The sequence below is a fragment of the Pseudomonas sp. NFACC05-1 genome, from assembly GCF_900100135.1.
Taxonomy (GTDB): Bacteria; Pseudomonadota; Gammaproteobacteria; order Pseudomonadales; family Pseudomonadaceae; genus Aquipseudomonas; species Aquipseudomonas fluorescens_Q.
The window spans coordinates 1-25,855 of record NZ_FMTR01000039.1; the positions used below are offsets into that span (position 1 = coordinate 1).

Consider the following 25,855-nt stretch of genomic DNA (forward strand, 5'->3'; position numbering starts at 1 on the left):
TTATTGCCGCTGGTATTGACGGTATAGAGATCGTCCCCTGCCCCGCCTTCCATCGTCACGGCGCCCCAGGTACTGGTGAACGTGTCATTGAAGGCCGTACCGATAACCTTTTCGATGCCTTCCAGCGTGTCGCCCTCGGCATCACCGCCGGTACCTGGCAGGCCTTTGTAATTGCGGATATCGACATTGATCGCTTCGGTAGAAGTCGAATAATCCACCGTGTCGATGCCCGCGCCGCCGTCGAAACCAATCGCCCGACCGTCCGCCACGAAGGTGTCGGCAGCACCTGTGCCACGAATCACTTCGATGTCGGTAAAGGTATCGCCCGCTGCGATGCCCGAGTGAATACCGGTCTTGAGGTTGATGTTCACCGCCACCTTGCTGTCGGTATAACCAGCCACATCCAACCCCGCACCGCCAAAGAACTGGTCGGCTCCGTCACCACCGAACAACAGGTCGTTACCTGCGCCGCCCGTGATAATGTTGTCGCTGGAGTTGCCGTAACCGGTGAAGTTGACAGTACCGGTGTAGGTCATTTTTTCGATAAAAGGATCCATGGTCATCAACGTCCAGCTAGTACGTAGCTCGTCGATGCCACCATTGTCCTGCTCAATGATTTTCACGCCGCTGGTCGCAACGTTATAGATATCGTTGCCGGCACCACCTTCGAAGGTCAAATTACCGATCGTACTGGTGAAACTGTCATCGAAGGCCGTACCGATAACCTTTTCGATGGCGACCAGCGTATCGCCCGCCGCATCACCACCGACACCAGCCCGGCCGACACCGTTGCGAACATCAATGTCGATGGCAGCCGTCGAAGCGGAGTAATTCACCGTATCAACCCCCGTCCCCCCATCCAGCCTGTCCGCTCCAGCGCTGCCCAGGAGTACATCATTGGAAGCCAATCCATAGACCTCGTCGTCACCATCGCTCCCGGCCAATGTATCCACGCCGCTCGTTCCATTAATCACCGCCATTTGCCTCGTCCTTGCTTTGTTGAGAAACCGGATATTTTTTCAAGCAGCGATAGATGAAACTGCTCATAAGCAAAAGAAATCCATCTGCCTGTATCGGCTTGCGGACGTGGAGATTGAGGCAAAAAAAGACGACTAACGTCGCCTTTTTCCAAGCGTTGTCAGAACTAGTCCGGTAACCACCCCCACAACCAATGCTGCAAGTTATCGCCAGTGAGCATGTAATCGCGAAGCACCGCTTCGCGCAGTTCATCGCCCATGCGGTAGCTGGCGTCAGGATCGGCCAGGTGCATGCGGATCGCCGCGATCCACTCCTCAGTGCTGTTGCTGCGTACTTTGGTACACGGCAGGAAGCCGTCGTAAGCCTTGGTATCGGTGCAGATCACCGGATAACCGCAAGCGCCGTATTCCAGCAGGCGCAAGTTGCTCTTGCAGTCGTTGAAGATGTGGAACTCCAGCGGCGCCAGTGCCAGGTCAAGGTTCAGGCTGGCCAGTTTGAATGGGTAGGTGTTCAACCCGACGGAACCGTGGAACTCGTGAATGTAGGGCCGCAACGCTTCGGGACACATACCGAAGAACACCCACTCCACCTCATTGGCCAGTTCACGGACCACATCAGCGATAATTTCCAAATCGCCGCTGTGGCTGGTCCCGCCGCCCCAGCCAACCCGTGGCTTGGAGGATGTTCCGCGCCGACTGGTCAAGCGGGCCCACGGCTCGGGCGGCAGCATGTTGGGCACCACCCGGATTTCGCTATGCATGCTGGACAAGGCATCGGCCAGCGCCTGGGTCGTCACCACCACGCGGTCACACAAACCAATCCCCTCGCGCAGCATCTGCTCGGTGTTGACCGGTTTGTTACGAGCGTGGGTGTTTTTCTTGGGAGCACTGACCACGTAGTCGTCTAGCTCGAAAATCCGTAAGGCACCGGAGTACTTCTTCATCCGCAGGATGTCACCAGCCGCTCCCTCGCTGTAGCGCCCCTGCAACACGATGGTGTCTGGCGACAGCCGCTCGATCTCAACAGTTGAAGGCGACTCGTAGGCGATCCGGGCAATCGCCCGCCCGCTGGCTTCGAGCTCGGCCAGCGGGGCCGTAACACGATAATGGCCAACTGCGGTGGCGTTGACCGGCAGCCCGAGTATCAGTGGCAACGCGCGGGAGCAGAAGGGATTCCAGTTATTGCGCAATGAAGGTTCCAGACTGAAACTCGAAGCCCCCAGGCTCAAGGAAGGACTGTAAGCCGGATCTCGCGCAATCTGCGGCAACCATTTGCGATAGAAAACTTCGCGTTCGCGTTCCTGCAATGCTTCTTCCAGTTGGGCTGACGATTGCCCGGTCGTTTGTATGACGCTGGCGTAAGGTGTCCAAACCACCAGGTAGCCATCTTTACCTGCACGCAAGCACAAATCGACGTCACTGAGGCCCTGGGTGAACGTCGCGTCATCGAGACAACCCAGCTCCTCAAACACCTGCTTGCGCACTATCAGGCAGTCGCTGCTGACCGAACTCCAGTTCTGGGTCGTATGCAGACGCTGCATGTAGCCACGAGAGATCGCGGACTCGCCATAAAACGGTGCCCCCACCGGACCGGCCAATCCGAGAATCTGCCCGCCCCCGACAATCGTACCCTGGGGGCTGAGTATCCTTGCGCCGACCACCGCGACTTCCGGGCGCAGCGCATGATTGATCATCTCGTCCAACCAATCGCTATCGCCTATGACCATCTGCGGGCTCAGCAACAACAGGTAGTCCCCCCGAGCTTGGCTCGCGGCAAAGTTACGCACTGATGCGTCATTGTCATCACCGGCGTAACGCAGCACGCGTAGCATGCTTGCGCCTAACTGCGCCATGTCGGCCAGCCAGCCGAGCATGACCGGGTCCCGCACGCCGCTGTCCACAATCAGGATTTCATAGTGCGTATAGGCAGTACGCTCGATCAGGCTTTCGCAGCAGCGCTGCAAGGCTGCCAGTGAATCACCCGTGCGCAGGATGATCGATACCAACGGACGGGTGTCGAAGCGGTAGTCGATTCGATTGATCAGCGGCAACACACCCTGGCGAATCTCATGAGGTACGCCAATGCGCTCCAGGTGAGCGCCAACCATGGGGGCATTACCCTCGATCACCTCGGGCCATGACAACCATTGAGCGAAGCTCAGTGTGGACTCCACCTGGATCTCGGCAATGTGCTCGATGGTTTGCGGGCCGGCCTCTTCCACCAGCCGCCAGAGCAGGTCGTGAGGCGCCAGCTCACCGCGAGTCGGGTCGAACCCGCCCAAGGTAATGAAATGCTCGCGCTCAAAGGCCAGGGCTCGACCGACGTAGGGATAGGCGCGCATCAGGTCGAGGTTGATATCTGGCTTGAACACTGGCTCGCTGGACTCACCGTTTACCAGTGCACCTTCGTCGCTGTAAGCGCAGAGAATTCCGCTCTTGCCCGCCACGCGTTCAGCGAGGATCAACAACGCTGAATCACGGAGGCTATCGCCTGCGCGCAGAAGATAGAACCAATGTGCACCCTCCAACTGCGCAACAATGGCATTGAGTTGCCGTGCCCAGTCGGGCTGATAAGGCAACTGCAACACCCGGTCATTGACCTCGCAACGGGCGTCGGAAAGCACCACGACAGCCTGGGCCGGATAGAGTTGGCCCTCTATGCTGCTCAGCGTGGTCGCCAATGCCACCTCGTCCCCGGCACTGTCGATGACAATCGGCACGATGTTCGGATGCAATGGCCAACTGTCGATGCGCGCAGGCATGACACGCTGCTCAACCTCACTGAAGCGACGAACCGACAGCCACTCGCGGTAGAAGTCGGCATAACTCTCGCTTTGGGCACCTACCCGGCCATTGACGACCGTATTGCGATTGCCCAGCACACGGGTCACGCACAGTTCCTGCCAGGCGTGGGGCTGATCGGTGACTTTGTCCAGATCAACGCAACGCACCCAGCCAGAGGCCGGGGCCGCTTCACCGTTGCGCGCGGCGAGCATCTGCGCCAGCCACTGCCATTCCACTTTCGCAGCTTTGAGCATCTCCGGGGTCTTGCTCAAACGCTCCGGGTACAAGCGCTCGACACTCAATACTGTGTTGAGCGTGGCCAGATTACCCCGGCGCATCAGACAGACAAACAAGGCAAAGTCGAGGGTGGCGACGAAACCGGCACCGCCCTGGACCAGCGCTGGCAGCAGCTCCAGCACATCCGTCCGGCGCATCAGGGCGGAACTGAAATTACCGACAAAATTGGTCGGAGTGCTCTCGAAAATCGCCAGCATGTCATCGCCCTTGAGCAGGGCATCGTTCGGCGAGAATCGGCAATTGTCGACGCGAGGCGGCAAGATGAAGTTGCCCGCGTCACACAACAACCGAAGGGCAAATACCACGCTGGCATCGGTGTGATCGATCAGCACCTGAGCTTGCTTGGCAATGCTCGGCGCAAACAGCCGATCGTCGTCGCACAACACTTTGATGAACTCGCCCCTGGCCTCCTCGACACACCGCAACAGGTTGCCCTGAAGCCCCAGTCGCTGCGGGTTTCGCAAATAGCGGATCGGATGGGACGGCTCAGGGAAGGAGTCGACGATCTGGCGAATTTCATCGCCTGGCGAGTCATCGCAAACGATGATCTCGATGTGTTCGTAGGTCTGGGCCAAGGCACTGAGCAGTGCCTGGTCAAAAAACCGAGGGTTGTACGCGGGGATGACGATGCTGACGAGCGGAAGTGACTTCACGGTTAAAACTCTCGAGCGGCGGGCACCGACCCTTTCGGATCGGCGCCCCGGAACCGCTTAAAAAAAGACGGTTGGCGGCTCGGTGGATACCGGCTCAGATCTTGTTGAACAGGCCCAGTTGGGTAATCTTGCTGAAGGCCAGTTGTGAGGCCTGCAACATGGTCTGCTGCAAGGTCAGTCGGGTCATCACTTCGGCCGCGTCGGAATCACGGATCGACGATTGAGTCTGGGTGTTGGCCTGGATCAGGCTCTGGTTGGTGTCGCTCTGATTTTCCAAGGCCTGTCCGCGCCCACCCACCGAACTCAAGGCGCTGGACAATTGATCGGTGCCGCTCGCCAGGTTACCGATACCGGAGGCCAGCGACGCCTGCAACTTCTGCACAGCAATCGGATCATTGTTGGTCGGCGTGCTCAGTGCGGTTTTCAGCTGGTTCACGGTATCCAGGATATTCTGGGTCTCGTGGGTGTTGACCGCGATGCTGAACTGATCGTCGGCAGCCGGTGTACCGTCCAGAGTGAAGCTCACCCCCGAAGCGGTGGCCACGTTGCCGGCCAGGGTGCCGCTGGACACCGGCTGGCTATCAGCGGTCAACGGCGCAGCGTAAAGGTCGAAATCAGTAGCGCTGGTGAACTTCAACACAGCCGAACCGGTAGGGAAGCTGGCGTGATACGCCACCGGGTCAGTGATCGTGCTGTTGGTAATCTGGACCGTGGTCGGGTTGCCCGGGCTGCGGGTCGGGACAAAGGTGTCCGGCTTGGCGGCCAGGGTGAAAGTATGGCCGGGCAACACGGTGCCTGCCGTATCACCGGTTTGCAGATTGATGTTCAGGGTCAATTCCAGTCCCCGGAACTGCACCGCCTGGCCGCTTTTGCTGTTGGGGTCGAAAGCACCACCCAGGCTGGCCTCTGCGGTGACATCGTTGCCGCCGGAGTCGGTGATTTTCAGTTGCGTGCCGCTGGTGAACTCGACAGTGTACGGCTCGCCACTGCGGAACTTGCTGTTATAGCTGACGCTGGACGATACCTGACCATTGGACAAGACCACCCGGCCGTCATTCACTGCCGGGGCGGTCATGGTGACCTGGCTGCGGCTGGTATTGACGGCCTGCTGGAAGACTTCCCAGCCTGTGCTATTGGTGGCCATCGACATGGTGTCGCCAACCGGCAGGTCGAGGGTCACCTGGTCGCCGTTGTAGCTGTAGCTGCCATCGTTGTTGCGGGTGAACGGAATGGTATCGCCCTTGGAACCGGCGAAAATGTACTTGCCGTTTTCGTCCTTGCTGTTCATCAGGCTCAGCAACTGCTCTTCGATCTGTGCCAGCTCCGAAGCGTTGGCTTGGCGGTCGGCGTCGGTGTAGCCGGCGTTGCCGGCACCGACGGCCAATTCCTTGGCGCGCTGCAGCACGTTGCCGATGCTGGTCATCACCGCTTCGGTCGTGCCCAGGGTCGCCTTGATGGTATTGGCGTTGGTTTCGTACTGGGCGAGCATCGACGCCTGGGTGCCCAATTGCAGCAGGCGCGAAGCCCCCACCGGATCATCGGCGGCAGTGTTCACACGCACCAGGCTGCTGGCCTCTTCGCTGGTCTTGACCACCTTGGCGAAGTTTTTCTGGTAGTTCGCAGCCGTGCTCTCATAGAACTGGGAGGTGGAAATGCGCATGGGCTACGGCTCCTTAAAGACTGTTGATCAATGTGCTGAAGATTTCCTGCGCAGCCTTGATGATCTGCGAAGACGCGGTGTAGTACTGCTGATACTTGACCAGGTTGCCGGTTTCTTCATCCAGGTCCACGCCCGACAACGAGTCGCGGGCGGTCTTGGCGTTGTCCAGGATTGCACCAGTGGCGGCGCTGTCGAGCTTGCCCTGGGCGGCCTTGGAGCCGACACCCTCCACCAGCTTGCCGTAGGCGTCGTTCAGGGAAATCCCTTTGCTCGCGGAATTGGTGTCAACGGTCTTGGCGGTCTGCAAGCCGGCCAGAACCGTACCATTACGGTTGTCCAGGCTACCAGGCTGACTGAGGCTGACGTCAATGCCAGCACCGTCGGATGGCGAACCGGCGATGGACATGTCAAAGGTGACGGTACGCTGCACCGGCGGTATGGATGAATCCATGATCGGGGTGCCGCTGGCGTCCTTGAGCGGGACACTCAGGCTCAGGGTGTTGCTCTGGCCAGGCTTGATCGTGCCGCTGCTGATCGTACCGCCCTTGGCATCCAGCAGCTGGTAAGCCTGGCTGGTGCCGTCGGCGGACGTCGCGCCAAACACCACCTTGACCGGCATGGAACTCTTGATGCCGTTCTGAATGATGGTCGTGGTGGCTTCATCATAGATGTCCAGCTTGGTCGTCATGGTCGGCTGGCCGCTGGCCGGGATGGTCAGCGTGCCACTGCCGCCCGGCGTAATGGCGGCGCCCAGCGGGGCTGCGATCGCCAGCCGCTTGGAGTCGGTCATTTCGGTCTTGATGCTGCCCGCAGCATTGCGGGTCGGGGTGATCTTGAACGAATCGCCTGCAGCCGCAGGACCGTTGGCGAAGGTCAGCGAGAAGCCATCGACGACCGGTGCTGGCGTGGTCGTGGTGCTGAACGCGCCCAGCGAGGTGTTGTCAGGCAAGCGCTGTACGGTGTAGTTGGTGGCGCTGGTGAAGGTGATCTTGTAGTCGTTGGTGGTCAGCTTGCCGGTGTCTTCGATGGACACGTTGAAGTTGCCGGAGCCTGCGCTGTTGCCCAGCGAGGCGACGCTGCGTTGGCTCATCTGCGCGGCGCTGTTGATGCTGCTGAACAGGTTGGAACCAAACGCACCGTTCTTGTCGATGCCTGAAGCCTGGATGCTGTTCATCTGATCGGCGACGACCAGGGCCACGCGGCCCAGCTCGTTCATTGCAGGGTCGAGCACGGTGCTGCGGTAGCGCATCAGCCCGCCGATTTCGCCGCCGGTGAGCACCTGGGTAAGGTCCATGACGCTGGAACCGCTGTTGAGCTGGATGCCGATGCGCCCTGGATCGTTCTTGTCCGGCACCGCTTCGAGTTTATTGGTGATGTTGCCCATCACCAATGGCTGGCCGGACCCCAGGTAGATGTCCAGGCTGCTGCCGTTCTCCACGACCTGGGTGCCGGTGAAGGTGGACAGCTGGCGAATGGTCTCGCTGCGGGCGTCGAGCAGGTCGTTCGGCGCACCACCGGCATTGGAGACTTCGGCGATTTTCTTGTTCAACTGGGCGACGGTGGTGGCCAGGTTGTTGATCTGGTCGACCATGTTCGACAGGTTGCCGTTGATGTTTTCGTTCTGCGCGGTCAACTGGCTGGCAACCGAGTTGAAACGGTTGCTCAAGGCCTGGGCATCGCTGAGCAGCAACTGCCGGGATGCATCGTCACCCGGTTTGGCGTTGACGTTCTGCACCGAAGCGAAAAACTTGGTCAGCGCGCCGTTGAGGCCAGTGCCGCTGTCCGACAGCAGGGAGTCAAGCGGGGTGATCTGCCCCTGGTAGGCCGCCGCATCGCTGTTGAGCGAGGTGGTGGTTTTCAGTTGCGCTTCAAGATACGAGTTATACACCCGGCGCACATCGGCCAGGGTCGTGCCGGAACCAATGAACACGTTGCCGTATTGGTTCGACGCCTTGGTGGTCTGCACGGTCTGCTGGCGCGAATAACCGGCGGTATCGACGTTGGCGATGTTGTTACCCGTGGTCACCAACGCGGTCTGGCTTGCTGACAGACCCGACATCCCTATATTGAGCAAACTCATGGTTCAGACCTTATAAAGTCGTGGTGGCGCCTGCAGAAGCGTAGTTTTGGTAACTCGTCATCTGCCGGGCTATGTTCGAAATCTTATTCGCGTAGTTCGGGTCGGTGGCATAACCGGCCTTCTGCAACTCGCGTACAAACTGTTCGGGTTTATCGGCCGACTTCAGCACATCTTGATAGCGACTGTTGCTTTGCAGCAGGTTGACCAAGTCATGGAAACTGTCGCGGTACGAGGCGTAGGAACGGAACTCGGCCGTCTCCTTGACCATCGCCCCATTGCGGAATTCGCTGGTGATCGCCCGGGCCGAATCGCCCTTCCAGTTGGCGCTGGCCTTGATACCGAACAGGTTGTGACTGCTGCTGCCGTCGGGCTGGCGCATGACCGATTTGCCCCAACCGGTTTCCAGGGCGGCCTGGGCCACCAGGTAACGCGGGTCGACACCGATGCGGTCGGCCGCTTCCTTGGCCATTGGCAGCATGGCATTGACGAATTCGTCGGCATCGCGGAAGGCCTTGCGTGCCGGTGCCAGCGGCGGCTGGGCCACGGCGCGGCCATAAACCTGCATGTCGCCTTTCGGCTCGGCAGCCTTGAGTGCAGCCAACCAGTCGCCATTGGCCAGTTCGCCAGTCGCCGGTTTGACGGCGGCGATGGCGCGATCCGTCAGGACGTTCTGTGCAGGCGCATCGGCGTTGACCGCGGCCGAGGGCACCAGCCCGGCAAGCAGACGGTCAGCCAGTTTCGGTGGCAGGGCCAGGCGACGCTGGTTGAGCAGTTCCATGTCGTTGCGGTGGATACCCTCGGCCCCTTGCGGCGCACTCACAGCCCGCGAAGCCCACAGCGGACGCTGGCCGTTGCTACGCGACAAGGGACCGTCGGTAGGCAATGTACCTGCCGCCACCGGCGTCGGAACCCGCTTGGCCACCTTGTCCAACGCCTCCTGTTGCTTGGCGGCGGACAATGTGGCTGCCTCACCAGGGGCCGTAGGCTTGTTCTTGGACATCTGGCGCAACAGCACATCGGCCAGCCCGATGCCGCCGCCTTCGCGAGACATGGAAACGGCCAACTGCTGGTCGTACATTTCCTGGTACTGCTTGGCCTCGGGCGTGTTCATGGGATTGTCCTTGCCCAGCACCTCGGTGGCCGAACGCATGGACTTGAGCATCTCGCCAATGAACAGCGACTCGAACTCCTGGGCCACCTTGCGCAGGTTACCGTCGCTGTTCTTGTCGCCGACCTTGAGCTGATTGAGGCGGTTCAGGTCCGAGTAGGAAGCCGAATCCCCGCTGATCAAGGCGCCTTTGCGCATATCCACCATGGCCGGTGTCCTTAAATCACGATCAGGTCGGCTTGCAACGCGCCGGCCTGCTTCAAGGCTTCGAGAATCGCCATCAAGTCGCCCGGCGCCGCGCCGACCTGGTTCACCGCCCGGACGATTTCATCCAGGGTAGTGCCCGGGCCGAACTTGAACATCGGCTTGGCTTCTTGCTCGGCATTGACCCGCGAACGGGGCACTACGGCCGTCTGGCCGTTGGACAACGGGCCAGGCTGGCTGACGATCGGATCTTCGGTGATGGTCACGGTCAGACTGCCGTGGGTCACGGCGGCCGGGGAAACCTTGACGTTCTGGCCGATCACGATGGTGCCGGTACGCGAGTTGATGATGACTTTCGCCACCGCCTGGCCCGGATCGACCTCGAGGTTTTCCAGGATCGACAGGTAGTCGACCCGCTGGCTCGGATCCAGCGGCGCGGTGACGCGGATCGAACCGCCGTCGATGGCCTGGGCCACGCCTGGGCCAAGCATGTCGTTGATCTTGTCGACGATGCGCTTGGCGGTGGTGAAGTCGGAACGGTTGAGGTTCAGCGTCAGGCTGTTGCCCTGGTTGAAACCGCTCGGCACCGCACGTTCCACCGAAGCACCGCCGGGAATGCGACCGGCCGACGGAACGTTGACGGTGATCTTCGAACCGTCGCGACCCTCGGCATCGAAACCGCCCACCACGAGGTTGCCCTGGGCGATGGCGTAGACGTTGCCGTCGATACCCTTGAGTGGCGTCAGCAGCAACGTACCGCCACGCAGGCTCTTGGAGTTACCGATGGACGAGACGGTGATATCCACCTGCTGACCGGGCTTGGCGAATGCCGGCAGATCGGCACTGACCGACACCGCTGCGACGTTCTTCAACTGCACGTTGCCAGAGCCGGCCGGCACCTTGATGCCGAACTGCGACAGCATGTTGTTGAAGGTCTGCAGGGTGAACGGGGTCTGGGTGGTCTGGTCGCCGGTGCCGTTCAGGCCCACGACCAGGCCGTAGCCGATCAACTGGTTGGAGCGCACGCCGGAAATGCTGGCGATGTCCTTCAAACGCTCGGCCTGAGCGGTAAAGGCTGCAGACATCACCAAGGCACCGATCAACAGCTGCTTAAGATTCAACTGGGCCACCTAGAAAGGGAACTTCGGGCTGAGGAAGAAACGGTCGAACCAGCCTGGCTGACTCGCATCGGCAAAGGCACCGGTGCCCGAATAGGTGATGCGCGCATCGGCCACACGAGTTGACGGAACAGTATTATCGGTAGAGATGTCATCGGCGCGAACCATGCCGGCGATGCGCACCAGCTCGTCACCGGTGTTGAGGGTCAGCCACTTCTCGCCCCGCACGGCAATGATGCCGTTGGGCAGCACATCGGCGACGGTCACGGTGATCGAACCGGTCAGGCTGTTGCTCTGGCCCGACTGACTGTCACCCTTGGTGGCCCGGTCGGCACTGTAACCGGCGTTGAGGCTCAGGTCATTGCTGCCGATCGGGTTGTTGGTGGTCAGGCTGGAGCCGAACAGCGAGGTCAGGCCGACGCTGGTTTCGCTGGTCTTGTCGATCTGCGAGTTGGCGTTCTTGCTGGCCTGGGTTCGCTCGTTCAGGGTGATGGTGATGATGTCACCGACCCGGAAGGCCTTGCGGTCGCTGTACAGGTTCTGCTCGAAGCCGGCCTGGTAGATCGAGCCATTGTTGGCGGCAGCCGGCAACGGCGTGCGTGGCAACACCGGAGCGTAATACGGGTCATTGGGCCTGGGTGTCGGCGCGACACAGCCCGCGAGTGCGGTGATGCCACTCAGTGCCAGAACAGATACGAAGCGTTTCATGACCCTACCTCTTGGTGTTGCAGGCGACCCTGGGGTCGCCCTGTCTACGTGGTGACGGACGTTGTGACGATTACAGATTCTGCGTAACGAACGAGAGCATCTGGTCGGCGGTGGAGATCACCTTGGAGTTCATCTCGTAGGCACGCTGGGTGGTGATCATGTTGACCATCTCCTCGACGGTGCTCACGTTGGAGGTTTCCAGGGTGTTCTGCAGCGTGGTGCCGAAACCGTTCAGGCCCGGGGTGCCGACTTGCGGCGCGCCACTGGCAGCGGTTTCCAGGAATAGGTTGTTGCCCACCGCTTGCAGGCCGGCCGGGTTGATGAAGTCGGCGGTCTGCAGGTTGCCAATCACCTGGGCGGCCGGGTTGCCTGCCACGGTGATGGACACGGTGCCGTCACGGCCCACGGTAAAGGTCTGGGCATCGTTCGGAATGACGATCGCCGGCTCCAGGGCGAAACCGCTGGCGTTGACGATCTGGCCATTGGAGTCGAGGTGGAACGTACCGTCACGGGTGTAGGACGTGGTGCCGTCCGGTTGCAGGATCTGGAAGAAACCGCGACCGTCAATGGCCATGTCCAGCGGCTGCTCGGTGGTCTGCAGGCTGCCGGCGTTGAAGTTTTTCTGGGTGCCGACAATGCGCACACCGGTACCCACTTGCAGGCCCGACGGCAATTCGCTGTCCTGGGTCGATTGGGCGCCAGGCTGGCGTTTTACCTGATACAGCAGGTCCTGGAACTCGGCGCGGTCACGTTTGAAACCCGTGGTCGAGACGTTCGCCAGGTTGTTGGAAATAGTGGAAAGGTTGGTGTCCTGGGCGGACAGACCTGTTTTGGCAACCCATAGAGCCGGAAGCATTCGATTCTCCTCGTACGCCTGTTTTTCGGCGCAGCGCTGTAATTAATGATTAGATCTGCAAGACCCGAGCCATGGCTTCATCGCCTTCTTTGGCGGTGTTCATCATCTTGACGTGGAGCTCGAACTGCTTGGCCAAGGCCAGCACCGAAGTCATTTCATCCACGGCGTTGACGTTGCTCGCCTCCTGGAAACCCGACACCAACTGCACGTTGGCATCGATGGGCGCCGGCTGGCCGTCCTTGGTCCGGATCGAACCGTCCAGGCCCTTGGTCATGTTCTTGAGGTCCGGGTTGACCAGCTTGATGCGGTCCACTTCAGCCATCACCCGCGGGCCTTCGCCCATGGCGCGAATGCTGATGGTGCCGTCCTGGCCAATTTCGATTTTCTGCTCTGGCGGCACGGCGATCGGCCCGCCGTTGCCCATCACCGGCATGCCGTTGCCAGCCCGCAGCACGCCCAGGGCGTCGACATTGAGGCTGCCGGTGCGCACGTAGCTTTCACCGCCGTCGGGGTTCTGCACGGCCATCCAACCCGGCCCGCTCACCGCGACGTCGAGGTCACGACCGGTTTCCACCAGTGCGCCCGGGGTGAAGTCCGTGGCAGGCCGTTCGGACATGGCAAAGGCCCGCGCCGGAAAGCTGTCGCCAAACACCGGCATCGAGCGCGCCTGCTCCAGGTCTTTCTGAAAACCATTGGTGGAGATGTTCGCCAGGTTGTTGGCATGGGCCCGCTGCGCCAGTGCGTTCTGGCTGGCGCCGGTCATTGCCACATAAAGGTACTTGTCCACTGTCGTTCCTCTGCATGCCGGACGTTTGCCGCCCACTGCTGTGTTGCACAGCCTTAAGCAATTTGCAGACCAACTTTTTTCTGGCGCCACGAGCCCCGGTAAACAAAGGACTTGTGGGTTCTGGAAGGGAATTTTGGAATGGATCGAAGACGAAAAACCGGCGGTGTCATGCCGCTGCAAGGCAAAGGTATACCCCTGCGGCAACTGCTCCACATTCTTGTGGCGAGGGGATTTATCCCCGCTGGGGTGCGAAGCGCCCCTAAAAACAGACAACTAAAGTGTGTCAGGTTGACTGCTTTGGGGCTGCTACGCAGCCCGGCGGGGATAAATCCCCTCGCCACAATTGATTACGCACTGGGTTCTTTGCCGACTTCATATTCGCGCAATTTATTGGCAATGGTCGTATGGGAAACCCCCAGCCGCTTGCCCAGTTGCCGGCTGCTCGGGTGTTCGGAGTACAAGCGCTCCAGCACCGCTTTCTCGAAACGCCCAACGATCTCGTCCAGCCCCCCCTCCAGGGAAAAATCGCCAAGGGGTTGGCGCACGCCGTAGTCCGGCAAGCGGATATGCTCGGCCTTCACCGTGCCGCCATCGCACAGGGAAACGGCCTGGAACAGCACGTTTTCCAACTGCCGGACGTTGCCCGGCCAGTGGTAGTGACTCAGACGCTCCATCGCCGCCGGGGCCAGCTTGGGCAGCGGACAACCGATCTGGCGGCTGGCCTGGTCAAGAAAATGCTCCACCAGCGGCGCCAGGCCATCGAGGCATTCGCGCAGCGGTGGGATGTGCAAGGACAGCACGTTCAAGCGGTGGTACAGATCCTGACGGAATTCGCCCCGGGCGCAGAGTTCGGACAAATCGACCTGGGTGGCGCAGATCACCCTGACGTCCAGGTACACCTCTTCATCGCTGCCGACACGCCGGAAGCAACCGTCCTGCAGAAAGCGCAGCAGTTTCACTTGCAGGCGCGGGCTCATTTCCCCGACCCCGTCGAGGAACAGCGTCCCCCCGGCGGTCAGCTCCAGCAGGCCGAGCTTGCCTTCGGCCCGGGCGCCTTCGAAGGCCCCCGGCCCGTAGCCGAATAGTTCGGTCTCGGCCATGGACTCCGGCAGCCCGGCACAGTTGAGCGCCATCAATGGCGATTGCCCGCGCGGGCTCGCCAGGTGACAGGCGCGGGCCAGCAGCTCCTTGCCAGTGCCGGTTTCGCCTTCTATCAATAGCGGCGCGTCCAGCGGGGCCATGCGCCGGGCCTCGCGGACCACCGCCGCCATCACTTTCGAACTCTGGAAAATACTGTCGAAGCCGCGCAGTTCCTGCTTGCGCACGTTATAGATCCGCTCGCCCACGCGGTCGGCCCGATGCAGCGTCAGCACCGCACCGGCCATGGCTTCGCTGTCGTCGTGCTCCGATTGCAGTGGCGCGATGTCGGCCAGGAACACATCGCCCTTGACCTTGACCCGCAGGCCGTTGATGCGCGACTGGTTAGCCCGCACCAGTTCCGGCAAGTCGAAATCCTCGGCATAGCGGGACAGGGGAATGCCCGGCACCTCGTCCACTCGCACCCCGAGCAACTGCGCCGCCGCCCGGTTGGCCGCAACGATGGAGCCACCCATGTCGATAGACAGCACCGGGAATTCCAAAGCGCCGAGCAAGGCGTTGAGTTCCATGTGCCGACGCTCACTGGGCATCAGTCCTACGCGCTTGACGCCAAACACCCCGGCGATGCCTTCGAATTTCGGACGCAGCGCCTGGAACTGGATGTTGATCAGGTTTGGGCAGTGCAGGTAGATCGCGTTGCCATGCTCGCCACCGACCTCGCCTCGGGCGACGTTGATACCGTATTCCACCAATAGGTTGAGAATGTCCCGCAGGATGCCGATGCGATTCTGGCAATGGACTTTGATGCGCATGAAAAGGCCCGGATGTGGATGAGAGAGTGGTGCCCCATTCAAGCCCGACACACACCCTGTGGCGAGGGAGCTTGCTCCCGCTGGGCTGCGAAGCGGCCCTGTTTTTGGGACTGCCGCGCAGTCCAGCGGGAGCAAGCTCCCTCGCCACGGGTTTTATGTTGGTTTTTTGTCTAGGCACACAAATAGTTGTCAAGATTATGTGACAGCTGTAGACCATTTCCCAGCCAAAAATCTCGACATGGCCGCGGCTCGACCTCATACGTAACGAAAACTTTACAAAATGACACGCACTTGTCCCTACCCACCTGTTTTCTTCGGCTGCACGCGCTCCTGCTTCGGGTTATCTCTAATGCATCGCTGGACATAAAAACAAACAGCCTTCCCCACGAGGGAAATCAGCAGGAGAGCAGCATGAAGCAGACGCAGTACGTGGCCCGCGAGCCCGATGCGCAAGGTTTTATCCACTACACCGCCGAAGAACACGCGGTGTGGAACACGCTGATCACCCGCCAGCTGAAAGTCATCGAAGGCCGTGCGTGCCAGGAGTACCTGGATGGCATCGACAAGCTGGGCCTGCCCCACGACCGTATCCCGCAACTGGACGAAATCAACAAGGTGCTGGGCGAGACCACGGGCTGGCAAGTCGCCCGGGTGCCAGCGTTGATCCCCTTCCAGACCTTTTTCGAATTGCTCGCCAGCAAACAGTTTCCTGTGGCCACCTTCATTCGTACCCGAGAAGAGCTGGATTACCTGCAAGAGCCGGACATTTTTCACGAGATCTTCGGCCACTGCCCATTGCTGACCAACCCTTGGTTCGCGGAATTTACCCACACCTACGGCAAACTCGGCCTACAGGCCTCCAAGGAAGAACGCGTCTACCTGGCGCGCCTGTACTGGATGACCATCGAGTTCGGCCTGGTGCAGACCCCGCAGGGCCGGCGCATCTACGGCGGCGGCATCCTGTCTTCGCCCAAGGAAACCGTGTACTGCCTGTCGGACGAACCGGAACACCAGGCCTTCGATCCGCTGGAAGCCATGCGCACGCCGTATCGCATCGACATCCTGCAACCGGTGTATTTCGTGCTGCCCGAACTCAAGCGTCTGTTCGACCTGGCTCACGAAGACATCATGGGCATGGTCAAGCGCGGTCGGGAGCTGGGCTTGCATGCCCCGAAATTCCCACCAAAAGCGGCGTGAACCGCCTCTTTTAATCCCAATTGAGTCTGTTGCACGACGCTGCTTTGCTTTAGCGTGGGTGCATCGACGTTTTCCAAATATTCGATCCAGGAACACACCATGAACACTCTGAACCAAGCCCATTGCGAAGCCTGCCGCGCCGATGCCCCGCAAGTCAGCGACGAAGAACTGCCGGTGCTGATCAAGCAGATCCCCGACTGGAACATCGAAGTGCGCGACGGCGTGATGCAACTGGAAAAAGTTTTCCTGTTCAAGAACTTCAAGCACGCCCTGGCGTTCACCAACGCCGTCGGCGAGATCTCCGAGGCCGAAGGCCACCACCCAGGCCTGCTCACCGAATGGGGCAAAGTCACCGTGACCTGGTGGAGCCACTCCATCAAGGGCCTGCACCGCAACGACTTCATCATGGCCGCCCGCACCGATGACGTGGCCAAGACCGCCGAGGGCCGCAAGTAATGCATTTCGACGCCATCGGCCGAGTCCCCGGCGACCCGATCCTGGGCCTGATGGAGGCCTACGGGGCGGACGCCAACCCGAGCAAGTTCGACCTGGGCGTGGGCGTCTACAAGGATGCCCAGGGCCTGACGCCGATTCTTCAGTCAGTGAAACAGGCTGAACAACGGCTAGTGGATCGCCAGACCACCAAGACCTACATCGGCGGCCATGGCGACGCTGCATTCGGCCAATTGATCAACGAGCTCGTACTGGGTGCCGACTCTCCGCTGATCAGCGCAAAACGTGCCGGCGCCACCCAGACACCGGGTGGCACCGGTGCGCTGCGCCTGAGTGCCGACTTCATCGCTCAATGCCTGCCGGGCCGTGGCGTGTGGCTGAGCAACCCGACCTGGCCGATCCACGAGACCATCTTCGCCGCGGCCGGGGTCAAGGTCGGTCACTACCCTTACGTGGGCGCCGATAACCGCCTGGATTTCGAGGCGATGCTGGCGACCTTGAACCAGGCCCCCAAAGGCGATGTCGTGCTGCTGCACGCCTGCTGCCACAACCCCACCGGGTTCGACCTGTCCCATGAGCAATGGCGTCAGGTGTTGGAGGTGGTGCGCGACCGCGACCTGCTGCCGCTGATCGATTTCGCCTACCAGGGCTTCGGCGATGGATTGGAACAGGACGCCTGGGCGGTCCGGCTGTTTGCCCAAGCCCTGCCGGAAGTGCTGGTCACCAGTTCCTGCTCGAAGAACTTCGGCCTGTACCGCGATCGTACCGGTGCGTTGATCGTCTGTGCCCGGGATGCCGAGAAGCTGGTGGACATCCGCAGCCAACTGGCAAACATCGCCCGCAACCTGTGGTCGACACCGCCGGATCATGGAGCGGCCGTGGTGGCGACCATTCTCGGCAACCCGGAACTCAAAAGCCTGTGGGCCGATGAAGTCCAGGCCATGCGCCTGCGCATCGCGCAATTGCGCAGCGGTTTGCTGGAGGCCCTCGAACCCCATGGCTTACGCGAGCGCTTCGCCCATATCGGCGTGCAACGCGGGATGTTTTCCTACACCGGCCTGACACCGGAACAGGTCAAGCACCTGCGCGAACGCCACAGTGTCTACATGGTCGGCACTGGCCGGGCCAACGTGGCCGGCATCGACGCCACGCGCCTGGACCTGCTGGCCGAAGCGATTGCCGACGCGTGCAAGTAACCCAAGGCCAGGCACTTTCCCTGTGGCGAGGGAGCTTGCTCCCGCTGGGCGGCGAAGCCGCCCCAAAAGCCTGGTTAGAGGCCGCCTGACACTCCTAGGTGCCCGGTTTCAGGGCTGCTGCGCAGCCCAGCGGGAGCAAGCTCCCTCGCCACAGTGGATCCCCCCCCAAGTCATCCGCCGCCCTTGAGACGTTACTGGCCCGTCCACTCCCGGACAAACTGCCCGACATCTTCCTGCGGTGCCGTGCGCGCTTCTTTCTGCGGCGTGCCCAGGTAGAGGAAACCGATCACCTCTTCCCCGTCCTCAAGGCCAAGCCCCCTGGCCACATGCGGCGAGTACGCCAGTTCACCGGTACGCCACACACCGCCAACCCCCTGGGCATACGCCGCCAACAAGATGCCATGGGCCGCGCAGCCGGCCGCCAACAGTTGCTCGGATTTGGGGATTTTGAAATGGTCCTGCAGACGGGCGACCACCACCACGACCAGGGGCGCGCGCAATGGGCCGTTGAGGGCCTTTTCCACGACGCTTTCCGGTACCAGCGGGTCATTGAACCGCGCAGCTTCGGCCAGCAGTTCGCCCATGCGATGCCGCGCCTGCCCTTCGACCGTCAGAAAACGCCATGGCCGCAACTGGCCGTGATCCGGCGCCCGCATGGCCGCGGCAAACATGAGCTCGCGCTGCTCCGCAGTGGGGGCCGGGTCCACCAGGCGCGGGACGGAAACACGGTTGAGCAAAGCGTCGAGAGCCTGCATCGGCCACCTCCTGAAAAAATGTCCAGCTATTCTAGTGGCTGTGCGGCGAGTTCGTCAGCGCAAATTCCGCGGCCAGTTGCCCACTCGGCGCCAGGTGCCGGTTTACAGGGCGCTTGTCGCGGGTAGAATGGCGCCCTTCCTTTTCCAGCCTGAGCGGACTTCATGGCGTTGCCGACCCTGCGGATCATTGGTTTCATCATCGGCATCTTCCTGATCACCCTGGCGATCTTCATGGTCGTGCCCATGGCCACCCTGATGGTCTTCGAGCGCACCGCCGACCTGCCGTCGTTCCTCTGGTCGAGCATGATTACCTTCCTCGCCGGCCTGGCGCTGGTGCTTCCCGGGCGCCCGGAACACATCCACCTGCGCCCGCGCGACATGTACTTGCTGACTGTCAGCAGTTGGCTGGTGGTGTGTATCTTTGCCGCGCTGCCGTTCCTGCTGACCCAGAAGATCAGCTATACCGACTCGTTTTTCGAAAGCATGTCGGGCATCACCGCCACCGGCGCCACCGTCCTGAGCGGCCTGGACACCATGTCCCCGGGCATCCTGATGTGGCGCTCGCTGCTGCACTGGCTCGGCGGTATCGGCTTCATCGGCATGGCTGTGGCGATCCTGCCCCTGCTACGCATCGGTGGCATGCGGCTGTTCCAGACCGAATCGTCGGACCGCTCGGAAAAAGTCATGCCCCGTTCCCACATGGTGGCGCGGCTGATCGTGGCGTCCTACGTAGGCATCACCATCCTCGGCACCCTGGCGCTCTGGTGGGCCGGGATGAGCCTGTTCGATGCCATCAACCATGCGATGTCGGCGATCTCCACCGGCGGTTTCTCCACCTCGGACCTGTCCCTGGCCAAATGGACCCAGCCGGCGGTGCACTGGGTCGCCATTGTCATCATGATCCTCGGCAGCCTGCCGTTTGCCCTGTACGTCTCGATGTTGCGGGGCAATCGCCGGGCGCTGATCAAGGACCAGCAGGTCCAGGGGCTCATCGGGGTGTTGTTGGTGACCTGGCTGGTGCTCGGCACCTGGTATTGGGCGACCACCGACCTGCATTGGCTGGACGCGCTGCGGCACGTGGCGCTGAACGTGACGTCCATCGTCACCACCACCGGTTTCGCCCTCGGCGACTACAGCCTGTGGGGCAATTTTTCGCTGATGCTGTTTTTCTACCTGGGGTTCGTCGGTGGTTGCTCAGGCTCGACGGCCGGCGGGATCAAGATTTTCCGCTTCCAGGTCGCCTACATCCTGCTGCGGGCCAACCTGAATCAACTGATCCACCCCCGCGCGGTGATCAAACAGAAATACAACGGTCATCGCCTTGACGAAGAAATCGTCCGCTCGATCCTTACGTTCTCGTTCTTCTTCGCCATCACCATCTGCGTGATCGCCCTGCTGCTGTCGCTGCTGGGCGTGGAATGGATGACGGCGCTGACCGGTGCGGCCAGCACCGTGTCCGGCGTCGGCCCGGGGCTGGGAGAGATCATCGGGCCGGCCGGCAACTTCGCACCGCTGCCGGACGCGGCCAAGTGGATTCTGTCCGCAGGCATGCTGCTGGGCCGACTGGAGATCATCACGGTGTTCGTGCTGTGTATCCCGGCGTTCTGGCGTCACTGACCGCTTCTGGCTGGCTCGCCAACCGTGCCCGGTATTCGCCGGGCGTGGTGTCGAACCAACGACGAAAGGCCCGGAAAAAATTGCTCGGGTCGGCAAACCCCAACAGATAGGCGATCTCCAGCAGCGTCATGCCCGGCTGCGCCAGATACTGCTCGGCCAGTTCACGACGGGTGTCCTCCAGCAAACTCTGGAAACTGGTGCCCTCCTCCTGCAAGCGCCGCTGCAAGGTGCGCTGTGACAGGTGCAGCGTCTGCGCCACCACGTCACGCTTGGGCTCGCCCTGGGGCAACAGTCGGCACAACACTTGTCGCGCCTTGTGGGTCACACGGCTTTCCGAAAAACGCGCGAGGTATTCACCGGCAAACCGGTCATGCAACTGCGCCATGGCTTCGTTGGCCGTAGGCAGCGGCGCCTCCATGTCGGCCCGTTCAAAAATCAGCGCATCATAAGACGCACCGAACTCCAGCGGCGCGCAGAAGGCTCGCTGATATGGCGCCAGGTCCAAGGGTTCGGTGCCTTGGAACAGCACTTTTACCGGGTGCAAGGTACGCCCGGTCAGCCAGTTGCACAGGGCCAACGCACAGGCCAGGGATGCTTCGGCACTTTGACGGGTCGGGGGCAAATGATCGCCGTGTACCGTCAAAATCAGCCCGTAGCCTTCTTCCAAGCGGCGAAAACTCAAGTCGGCGCTTTCGGCAATGATCCGCTGGTATCGCACCAGTCGCTGGAACCCCTCCGCCAGCGTGCGACTGGACATCAAGGCGTAGCCCGCCACATGGAACGAGGCCGGGCGCACCACTTTACCCATGTTCAAGCCAATGGCCGGGTTACCTGACAATTCCACCGCCCGTTGCCAGAGCCGCGTCATCGAGTCCTGGGGGAAACGTGCATCCGGATCGTCCAGCGCATCAAAGTCCAGCCCCAGTTGCTTGAACAGCACCCGACAATCCAGGCCGTCGATTTCCAACGCCTTGACAATCCCCATCGCCCAGCTTGAAGAAGTCGTTCGTTCGTTCATGACGTTTTACTTGCATGACGAGCCGCAGGGTACGGCTGGATTTGCGAAGGATAGCAGTGTCCGGTCTTACCAATAACGCCCCTTTTGGACAAGCGGCTGTTGTTGTCAGGCAAGACGCCACGACGAGTCATAGCCCGCTATGGCGAGGAGTGGCAACGCAGCATGACGGCAACAGAAGCCGTCCAAAAGGGGCGTTATTGGTAAGACCGGACACTAGAGTGGCGCCCATTGTCACTGGCTGTTGCAAATGATGGCTCTAGACTCAAAGCAAGCCACTGGATGCATCGGTCGCCAGAACAATAACCAAAGAGCCTGCAGTCTTGGAAAACACTAAACGATTCAATAGCTTCGCCGAGTTCTACCCGTACTACCTCAGCGAACACAGCAACAGCACCTGCCGACGACTGCATTTCATGGGCACCTCCCTGGTCATCCTGGTGTTCGCCCTCGCTCTCGTCGTGGGTAGCGGGTGGCTGTGGCTCGCCCTGCCCGTGGCCGGCTACGGCTTCGCCTGGGTCGGGCACTTCTTCTTCGAAAAGAACCGTCCCGCCACCTTCCAGCATCCGCTCTACAGCCTGCTCGGCGATTTCGTCATGTACCGCGACATGCTGTTGGGCAAGGTCGCGTTCTAACAAGGACTGCCGATGAGCAACCACGCGCGCTTTACCCACATGAAAGAAGGCACCCAACAAGACTGGGCGATCATCGCGGCCGACTTCAGCGCCTACGCGCGGCAATTGCCGGGCCGGATCCTCGCCCACTTGAAACTGCTGGACGGCGATTTCGGCGGGTTCCCGGTGGATCGCCTGACCCATTCCCTGCAAACCGCCACCCGCGCCTACCGTGACGGGCGGGACGAGGAGTACGTGGTCTGCGCCCTGCTCCACGACATCGGTGACACCCTGGGTTCATACAACCACCCGGACATCGCCGCGGCGATCCTCAAGCCCTTCGTCAGCGCCGAAAACCTGTGGATGGTGGAGAAGCACGGGATTTTCCAGGGCTATTACTTCTTCCATCACCTGGGCATGGACCGACACCTGCGCGAGCAATTCAGTGGTCATCCGCAATACCAGGCGACCATTGAGTTCTGTGCGAAGTACGACGCGGCGGCATTCGATGCCGAATACGACACCCTGCCCTTGAGTTTCTTCGAGCCGATGCTGGAAAGGGTCTTTGCCACGCCGAAGCAATCGATCTACAAGGCGGCGATGGCGGAACAAACGCCGCCCTGACAGACACAGAAACCTATGTGGCGAGGGAGCTTGCTCCCGCTGGGTGGCGGAGCCGCCCCTCAAAAAACAGGGCCCCGAAAAACAGGGCCGCTTCGCGCCCCAGCGGGAGCAAGCTCCCTCGCCACAGGGGTTAACCCTGTCCGGTGCAAACAGGGTCAGATGTTTGCTTGCGAAAGTATCAAGCCGACCTACACCGGCTCGGCCACTTTCAACTCTGCCTTGAGCAACGCCTCCCGCGCCTGGGCCTCCGCCAACCGATACAACTCGATCGTCCCATCCCAATGCTCGATCAGCGCCGTGCAGGATTCGACCCAATCGCCACAATTAAGGTATTCCACCTCGCCCACCCTACGCATCTCGGCGTGGTGGATATGCCCACAGACCACGCCATGCAGTTCGCGCTTCACACACTCGTGGGCGATGGCTTCTTCGAAATCGCTGATGAAACTGACGGCGGTCTTGACCTTATGCTTGAGGTACGCCGACAACGACCAGTAGCCGTAGCCGTAACGGGCTCGCCAATGGTTTAGCCAGCGGTTCAACGTGAGGGTGAACTCGTAGGCCGAATCCCCGAGGAACGCCAGCCAACGGTGGTACCGGGTGATGACATCGAACTGGTCACCATGGATCACCAACAGATGCCGGCCATCGGCCGTGACGTGCACCGCTTCGTCCACCAACTGGATATTGCCCAGGATCAGCTTCGAATAGCGCCGCAGGAATTCGTCATGGTTGCCGGTGACGTAGATCACTTCGGTGCCGCGCTTGCTCATGGTCAGCAAGCGACGAATGACGTTGGTGTGGGCCTGGGGCCAATACATGCCACCGCGCAGTTTCCAACCATCGATGATGTCACCCACCAGGTAGATCTTGTCGGCGTGGTAGCCCTTGAGAAACTGCGACAAGTGCTCGGCCTGGCAATCCCGGGTACCCAGGTGCACATCGGAAATCCACAGGGTGCGTACACGCTGTTTGCGGCTGGGTCTGGCGAGCTCGGCGCTGGTCATTGGGCAACCCTCTGATCGTTTTCGCCACTGTGCACGCCAGCGGTTAATGGCCCATGACAAACACAAGTCCATTACATGACAGCGCGGGGCGGTGTGCCCTCGGTGTATGCTGGCGGCCTGATACGGGAGACCGCGATGAGACCGATCCTCACGCTACGCCACTACAGCCACGATCTGATTGTCCACAGCCACGACCACGCGCAACTGGTGTTCGGGTTGTCCGGCGCGCTGGATTTCGAGGTCGAAGGGCGTGGCAGCCAGGTGGTGCAACAGAGTTTCGTGGTAGTACCCGCCGGTGCCCATCACGCCTGCGGCAGCCCCCACGGCAGCCGCTGCCTGGTGCTGGATGTGCCCAGTGACGATTGGGTCGGGCAATGCCTGGGGGATCACGCCGACGCCAGCCGCCGTTTGCTCGACGACACCGCGCGCCTGCCCCTGGATGCGGGGCAAAGCCAGTTGGTCAGTTGGTTGGCGGGCAGCCCGGTGGACGATCCGGTGATCGCCCAGCAAGGCGCGGTGCTGCTGCTGGCGAGTCTCAATAACGCTCGCCAGGCAACCCACGGCGGCCGGCGCCTGCCCTACGCCGCGCTCAATGCCCACATCGACCAGAACGCCGCCTATGCGCTGCAAGTGGCGGACCTGGCGCGAATCGCCGGCCTCTCCAACGCCCGCCTGCACGCACGCTTCGTCGCCGAGTGCGGGCAAACCCCGATGGAGTACATCCGCAGCCGCCGCTTGCACCAGGCCGTGGCGTTGTTGCGTGATTCGCAGTTGCCCATCGGTGAGATCGCCCACCGCGTCGGCTACAGCTCCCAAAGTGCCTTCGCCGCGGCGGTGCTGCGCGAATTCGGCGTCTCGCCGGGCAAGCTGCGGCGTCAGCGCTAGCTTCGCGCTAAAAATCGCTAGGATCGCGACAGACGCCAGCACCTCCCCAACGCTTAAATACCCCCATGGGATCGATGTTTGTCCGTCGGTTTTGGCTTATCTGTTGAAAGGATTGAAATGACACCTCGTACCGCCCTCGGCGCCCTGCACATCGGCGCACTCATGTTTGGCCTGACCGGTGTCTTTGGCAAACTCGCCGCGGCTTCGCCGGCGGTCATCGTGTTCGGGCGCGCCGTCTTCGCCGTGCTGGCCCTGGCGATGTTCGCCCGGTTCGCCAGCAACAGCCGCTGGCAGAAGCTGCGGGCCCGGGATGGCCGGAGATTGTTGCTTGGGGGGCTGTTGCTGGCCGGGCATTGGGTGAGTTTCTTCATCGCCGTGAAGGTGGCCGGCGTGGCGGTCGCCACGCTGGGGTTCGCCAGTTTCCCGGCCTTCACGGTATTGCTCGAGGGGCTGATCTTCCGCGAACGGATTCGCGCCAATGAAATCTGGCTGGTGGTGCTGGTGAGCGTCGGCCTGGTGTTGGTCACGCCGAACTTCGACCTGGCCAGCGGTGCCACCACTGGCCTGCTGTGGGCCGTGGCCTCGGGGTTGCTCTTCTCCCTGTTGTCCTTGACCAACCGTGCCGGTTCGGCGCACGTCCCGCCGGTTCAGGCCGCGCTGTGCCAGAACGTGGTGGTCGGGTTGTGCCTGCTGCCGATGGCCGCGCCACAATTGAGCGACGTTCGCCCCCTCGACTGGTTGTGGATCGGCTTGCTCGGCGTGTTCTGCACCGGCCTGGCCCACAGCCTGTTCGTCGCCAGCCTGGCGGTGATCAAGGCCCGCACGGCGGCGGTGGTGTTCGCCATGGAGCCGGTCTATGGCATCGCCATGGCCTGGTGGCTGTTCGATGAGAACCCGACCCTGCGCATGCTGCTGGGCGGCGTGGTGATCATCGCGGCCATCGTGATCTCAAGCCAACTGGGTGGTTCGAAGAAACCGGGGGTTGGCGCCCAAGCCGCGTCTCACTGAACCCGATCGTTGTGGCCCAAGTCCCGCTCCGGATCGATCCGGTCGCGGACCCGCTGCTTGAGGACCTTGGCTTCGGGAAAACCGCCATCGGCCTTGCGCTCCCAGATCTGCGTATTGTCGCAACTGATGTGGAACACGCCACCGGTGCCCGGCACCAGGGACACTTTGCCCAAGTCGTCGCCGAAGGTGCTGAGCAGTTCCTGGGCCAGCCAGGCAGCGCGCAACAGCCATTGGCACTGGGTGCAATACGTGATGACGACTTCCGGTTTATGTTCGGTCATTGCGGGTGGACTCCTGGATTCGAAGGCGTCGTTATAATACCCGCCTTTGACGCCCGCCCCG

22 protein-coding genes are annotated in these 25,855 nt (G+C 61.3%); 8 read left to right on the top strand and 14 right to left on the bottom strand.

The genetic code is table 11. The features are described from left to right. The 10 genes from BLO97_RS29190 to BLO97_RS29235 form a co-directional block, all read right to left on the bottom strand. Positions 1 to 980 (bottom strand): calcium-binding protein (locus tag BLO97_RS29190; protein ID WP_371914907.1); only part of this gene is annotated, 980 nt, incomplete at its 3' end. Between the two features lie 164 nt (positions 981 to 1,144). Continuing rightward, entirely contained in the window at positions 1,145 to 4,711 is a 3,567-nt protein-coding gene (locus BLO97_RS29195) for a glycosyltransferase (protein WP_092349603.1), read from the bottom strand. A 94-nt stretch (positions 4,712 to 4,805) separates the two neighbouring features. Continuing rightward, positions 4,806 to 6,371 carry a flagellar hook-associated protein 3 gene (locus tag BLO97_RS29200; protein ID WP_092349606.1) on the bottom strand — a complete coding sequence of 522 codons (1,566 nt, stop codon included), beginning with the start codon at positions 6,369 to 6,371 and terminating at the stop codon, positions 4,806 to 4,808. 13 nt (positions 6,372 to 6,384) lie between these two features. Then, positions 6,385 to 8,451, bottom strand: coding sequence for a flagellar hook-associated protein FlgK (flgK, locus tag BLO97_RS29205; RefSeq protein WP_092349609.1), 2,067 nt, complete (start codon positions 8,449 to 8,451; stop codon positions 6,385 to 6,387). A gap of 10 nt (positions 8,452 to 8,461) precedes the next feature. Continuing rightward, positions 8,462 to 9,763, bottom strand: coding sequence for a flagellar assembly peptidoglycan hydrolase FlgJ (gene flgJ / locus BLO97_RS29210; protein ID WP_092225695.1), 1,302 nt, complete (start codon positions 9,761 to 9,763; stop codon positions 8,462 to 8,464). Between the two features lie 14 nt (positions 9,764 to 9,777). Then, on the bottom strand, positions 9,778 to 10,848 hold the full coding sequence (locus BLO97_RS29215) for a flagellar basal body P-ring protein FlgI (protein ID WP_162488974.1): 1,071 nt from the start codon (positions 10,846 to 10,848) through the stop codon (positions 9,778 to 9,780). Between the two features lie 45 nt (positions 10,849 to 10,893). Beyond that, positions 10,894 to 11,589 carry a flagellar basal body L-ring protein FlgH gene (gene flgH / locus BLO97_RS29220; protein ID WP_018614454.1) on the bottom strand — a complete coding sequence of 232 codons (696 nt, stop codon included), beginning with the start codon at positions 11,587 to 11,589 and terminating at the stop codon, positions 10,894 to 10,896. 70 nt (positions 11,590 to 11,659) lie between these two features. Then, a complete protein-coding gene (gene flgG, locus BLO97_RS29225; RefSeq protein WP_053120245.1) occupies positions 11,660 to 12,445 on the bottom strand; it encodes a flagellar basal-body rod protein FlgG in 786 nt (261 codons plus the stop codon). 49 nt (positions 12,446 to 12,494) lie between these two features. Next, positions 12,495 to 13,232: a flagellar basal body rod protein FlgF gene (locus BLO97_RS29230; RefSeq protein WP_003199043.1), complete on the bottom strand. Its 738-nt coding sequence runs from the start codon at positions 13,230 to 13,232 to the stop codon at positions 12,495 to 12,497. Positions 13,233 to 13,579: 347 nt separating this feature from the next. Continuing rightward, positions 13,580 to 15,142 carry a sigma-54-dependent transcriptional regulator gene (locus BLO97_RS29235; protein WP_072341529.1) on the bottom strand — a complete coding sequence of 521 codons (1,563 nt, stop codon included), beginning with the start codon at positions 15,140 to 15,142 and terminating at the stop codon, positions 13,580 to 13,582. Positions 15,143 to 15,553: 411 nt separating this feature from the next. On the opposite strand from BLO97_RS29235, the gene phhA reads away from it, so the two are divergent. The 3 genes from phhA (at position 15,554) to BLO97_RS29250 (ending at position 17,988) form a co-directional block, all read left to right on the top strand. Further along, positions 15,554 to 16,339: a phenylalanine 4-monooxygenase gene (gene phhA, locus BLO97_RS29240; protein WP_053120239.1), complete on the top strand. Its 786-nt coding sequence runs from the start codon at positions 15,554 to 15,556 to the stop codon at positions 16,337 to 16,339. A 99-nt stretch (positions 16,340 to 16,438) separates the two neighbouring features. Then, positions 16,439 to 16,795 (top strand): 4a-hydroxytetrahydrobiopterin dehydratase, encoded by a 357-nt coding sequence (locus tag BLO97_RS29245; protein ID WP_003184087.1) that lies wholly within the window; start codon positions 16,439 to 16,441, stop codon positions 16,793 to 16,795. Continuing rightward, entirely contained in the window at positions 16,795 to 17,988 is a 1,194-nt protein-coding gene (locus BLO97_RS29250) for an amino acid aminotransferase (RefSeq protein WP_063322430.1), read from the top strand. The genes BLO97_RS29245 and BLO97_RS29250 overlap by 1 nt, the downstream gene beginning before the upstream one ends. A gap of 191 nt (positions 17,989 to 18,179) precedes the next feature. Here the strand turns inward: BLO97_RS29250 and BLO97_RS29255 are convergent, their stop codons facing one another. Continuing rightward, the gene (locus BLO97_RS29255) at positions 18,180 to 18,743 is read right to left on the bottom strand and encodes an NAD(P)H nitroreductase (protein ID WP_092145014.1); all 564 of its coding nucleotides are present in this window, start codon (positions 18,741 to 18,743) and stop codon (positions 18,180 to 18,182) included. Between the two features lie 162 nt (positions 18,744 to 18,905). Between BLO97_RS29255 and BLO97_RS29260 the strand changes: the two genes are divergently transcribed. Beyond that, the gene (locus BLO97_RS29260; protein WP_092145016.1) at positions 18,906 to 20,360 is read left to right on the top strand and encodes a TrkH family potassium uptake protein; all 1,455 of its coding nucleotides are present in this window, start codon (positions 18,906 to 18,908) and stop codon (positions 20,358 to 20,360) included. Here the strand turns inward: BLO97_RS29260 and BLO97_RS29265 are convergent. Beyond that, positions 20,317 to 21,378 carry an AraC family transcriptional regulator gene (locus tag BLO97_RS29265; RefSeq protein ID WP_092225685.1) on the bottom strand — a complete coding sequence of 354 codons (1,062 nt, stop codon included), beginning with the start codon at positions 21,376 to 21,378 and terminating at the stop codon, positions 20,317 to 20,319. The genes BLO97_RS29260 and BLO97_RS29265 overlap by 44 nt on opposite strands. 320 nt (positions 21,379 to 21,698) lie before the next feature. Between BLO97_RS29265 and BLO97_RS29270 the strand changes: the two genes are divergently transcribed. Together BLO97_RS29270 and BLO97_RS29275 are read left to right on the top strand one after the other, a co-directional pair. After that, complete coding sequence (locus BLO97_RS29270; protein ID WP_092349612.1) at positions 21,699 to 22,010, top strand: Mpo1-like protein; 312 nt, start codon at positions 21,699 to 21,701, stop codon at positions 22,008 to 22,010. Positions 22,011 to 22,022: 12 nt separating this feature from the next. Next, positions 22,023 to 22,613, top strand: coding sequence for an HD domain-containing protein (locus BLO97_RS29275; protein WP_092145020.1), 591 nt, complete (start codon positions 22,023 to 22,025; stop codon positions 22,611 to 22,613). 188 nt (positions 22,614 to 22,801) lie between these two features. Here the strand turns inward: BLO97_RS29275 and BLO97_RS29280 are convergent, their stop codons facing one another. Then, the gene (locus BLO97_RS29280) at positions 22,802 to 23,620 is read right to left on the bottom strand and encodes a UDP-2,3-diacylglucosamine diphosphatase (protein WP_092349615.1); all 819 of its coding nucleotides are present in this window, start codon (positions 23,618 to 23,620) and stop codon (positions 22,802 to 22,804) included. Positions 23,621 to 23,755: 135 nt separating this feature from the next. On the opposite strand from BLO97_RS29280, the gene BLO97_RS29285 reads away from it, so the two are divergent. Together BLO97_RS29285 and BLO97_RS29290 are read left to right on the top strand one after the other, a co-directional pair. Beyond that, positions 23,756 to 24,505 (top strand): helix-turn-helix transcriptional regulator, encoded by a 750-nt coding sequence (locus BLO97_RS29285; protein WP_092349618.1) that lies wholly within the window; start codon positions 23,756 to 23,758, stop codon positions 24,503 to 24,505. A gap of 117 nt (positions 24,506 to 24,622) precedes the next feature. Beyond that, the gene (locus BLO97_RS29290; RefSeq protein ID WP_063322438.1) at positions 24,623 to 25,513 is read left to right on the top strand and encodes a DMT family transporter; all 891 of its coding nucleotides are present in this window, start codon (positions 24,623 to 24,625) and stop codon (positions 25,511 to 25,513) included. Here BLO97_RS29290 and BLO97_RS29295 read toward each other — a convergent pair. Further along, positions 25,507 to 25,794 carry an Rdx family protein gene (locus BLO97_RS29295; RefSeq protein ID WP_063322439.1) on the bottom strand — a complete coding sequence of 96 codons (288 nt, stop codon included), beginning with the start codon at positions 25,792 to 25,794 and terminating at the stop codon, positions 25,507 to 25,509. The two genes, BLO97_RS29290 and BLO97_RS29295, sit on opposite strands and share 7 nt — an antisense overlap. Positions 25,795 to 25,855: the final 61 nt, after the last annotated feature.

Coding starts and splice junctions, on each gene's coding strand:
- flgG (WP_053120245.1), bottom strand. CDS start 12,445: ATGCTTCCGGCTCTATGGGTTGCCAAAACAGGTCTGTCCGCCCAGGAC.
- BLO97_RS29280 (WP_092349615.1), bottom strand. CDS start 23,620: ATGACCAGCGCCGAGCTCGCCAGACCCAGCCGCAAACAGCGTGTACGC.
- BLO97_RS29275 (WP_092145020.1), top strand. CDS start 22,023: ATGAGCAACCACGCGCGCTTTACCCACATGAAAGAAGGCACCCAACAA.
- BLO97_RS29260 (WP_092145016.1), top strand. CDS start 18,906: ATGGCGTTGCCGACCCTGCGGATCATTGGTTTCATCATCGGCATCTTC.
- BLO97_RS29250 (WP_063322430.1), top strand. CDS start 16,795: ATGCATTTCGACGCCATCGGCCGAGTCCCCGGCGACCCGATCCTGGGC.
- flgH (WP_018614454.1), bottom strand. CDS start 11,589: ATGAAACGCTTCGTATCTGTTCTGGCACTGAGTGGCATCACCGCACTC.
- BLO97_RS29265 (WP_092225685.1), bottom strand. CDS start 21,378: ATGAACGAACGAACGACTTCTTCAAGCTGGGCGATGGGGATTGTCAAG.
- BLO97_RS29290 (WP_063322438.1), top strand. CDS start 24,623: ATGACACCTCGTACCGCCCTCGGCGCCCTGCACATCGGCGCACTCATG.
- flgK (WP_092349609.1), bottom strand. CDS start 8,451: ATGAGTTTGCTCAATATAGGGATGTCGGGTCTGTCAGCAAGCCAGACC.
- phhA (WP_053120239.1), top strand. CDS start 15,554: ATGAAGCAGACGCAGTACGTGGCCCGCGAGCCCGATGCGCAAGGTTTT.
- BLO97_RS29295 (WP_063322439.1), bottom strand. CDS start 25,794: ATGACCGAACATAAACCGGAAGTCGTCATCACGTATTGCACCCAGTGC.
- BLO97_RS29200 (WP_092349606.1), bottom strand. CDS start 6,371: ATGCGCATTTCCACCTCCCAGTTCTATGAGAGCACGGCTGCGAACTAC.
- BLO97_RS29235 (WP_072341529.1), bottom strand. CDS start 15,142: ATGCGCATCAAAGTCCATTGCCAGAATCGCATCGGCATCCTGCGGGAC.
- BLO97_RS29215 (WP_162488974.1), bottom strand. CDS start 10,848: ATGTCTGCAGCCTTTACCGCTCAGGCCGAGCGTTTGAAGGACATCGCC.
- BLO97_RS29245 (WP_003184087.1), top strand. CDS start 16,439: ATGAACACTCTGAACCAAGCCCATTGCGAAGCCTGCCGCGCCGATGCC.
- BLO97_RS29255 (WP_092145014.1), bottom strand. CDS start 18,743: ATGCAGGCTCTCGACGCTTTGCTCAACCGTGTTTCCGTCCCGCGCCTG.
- BLO97_RS29285 (WP_092349618.1), top strand. CDS start 23,756: ATGAGACCGATCCTCACGCTACGCCACTACAGCCACGATCTGATTGTC.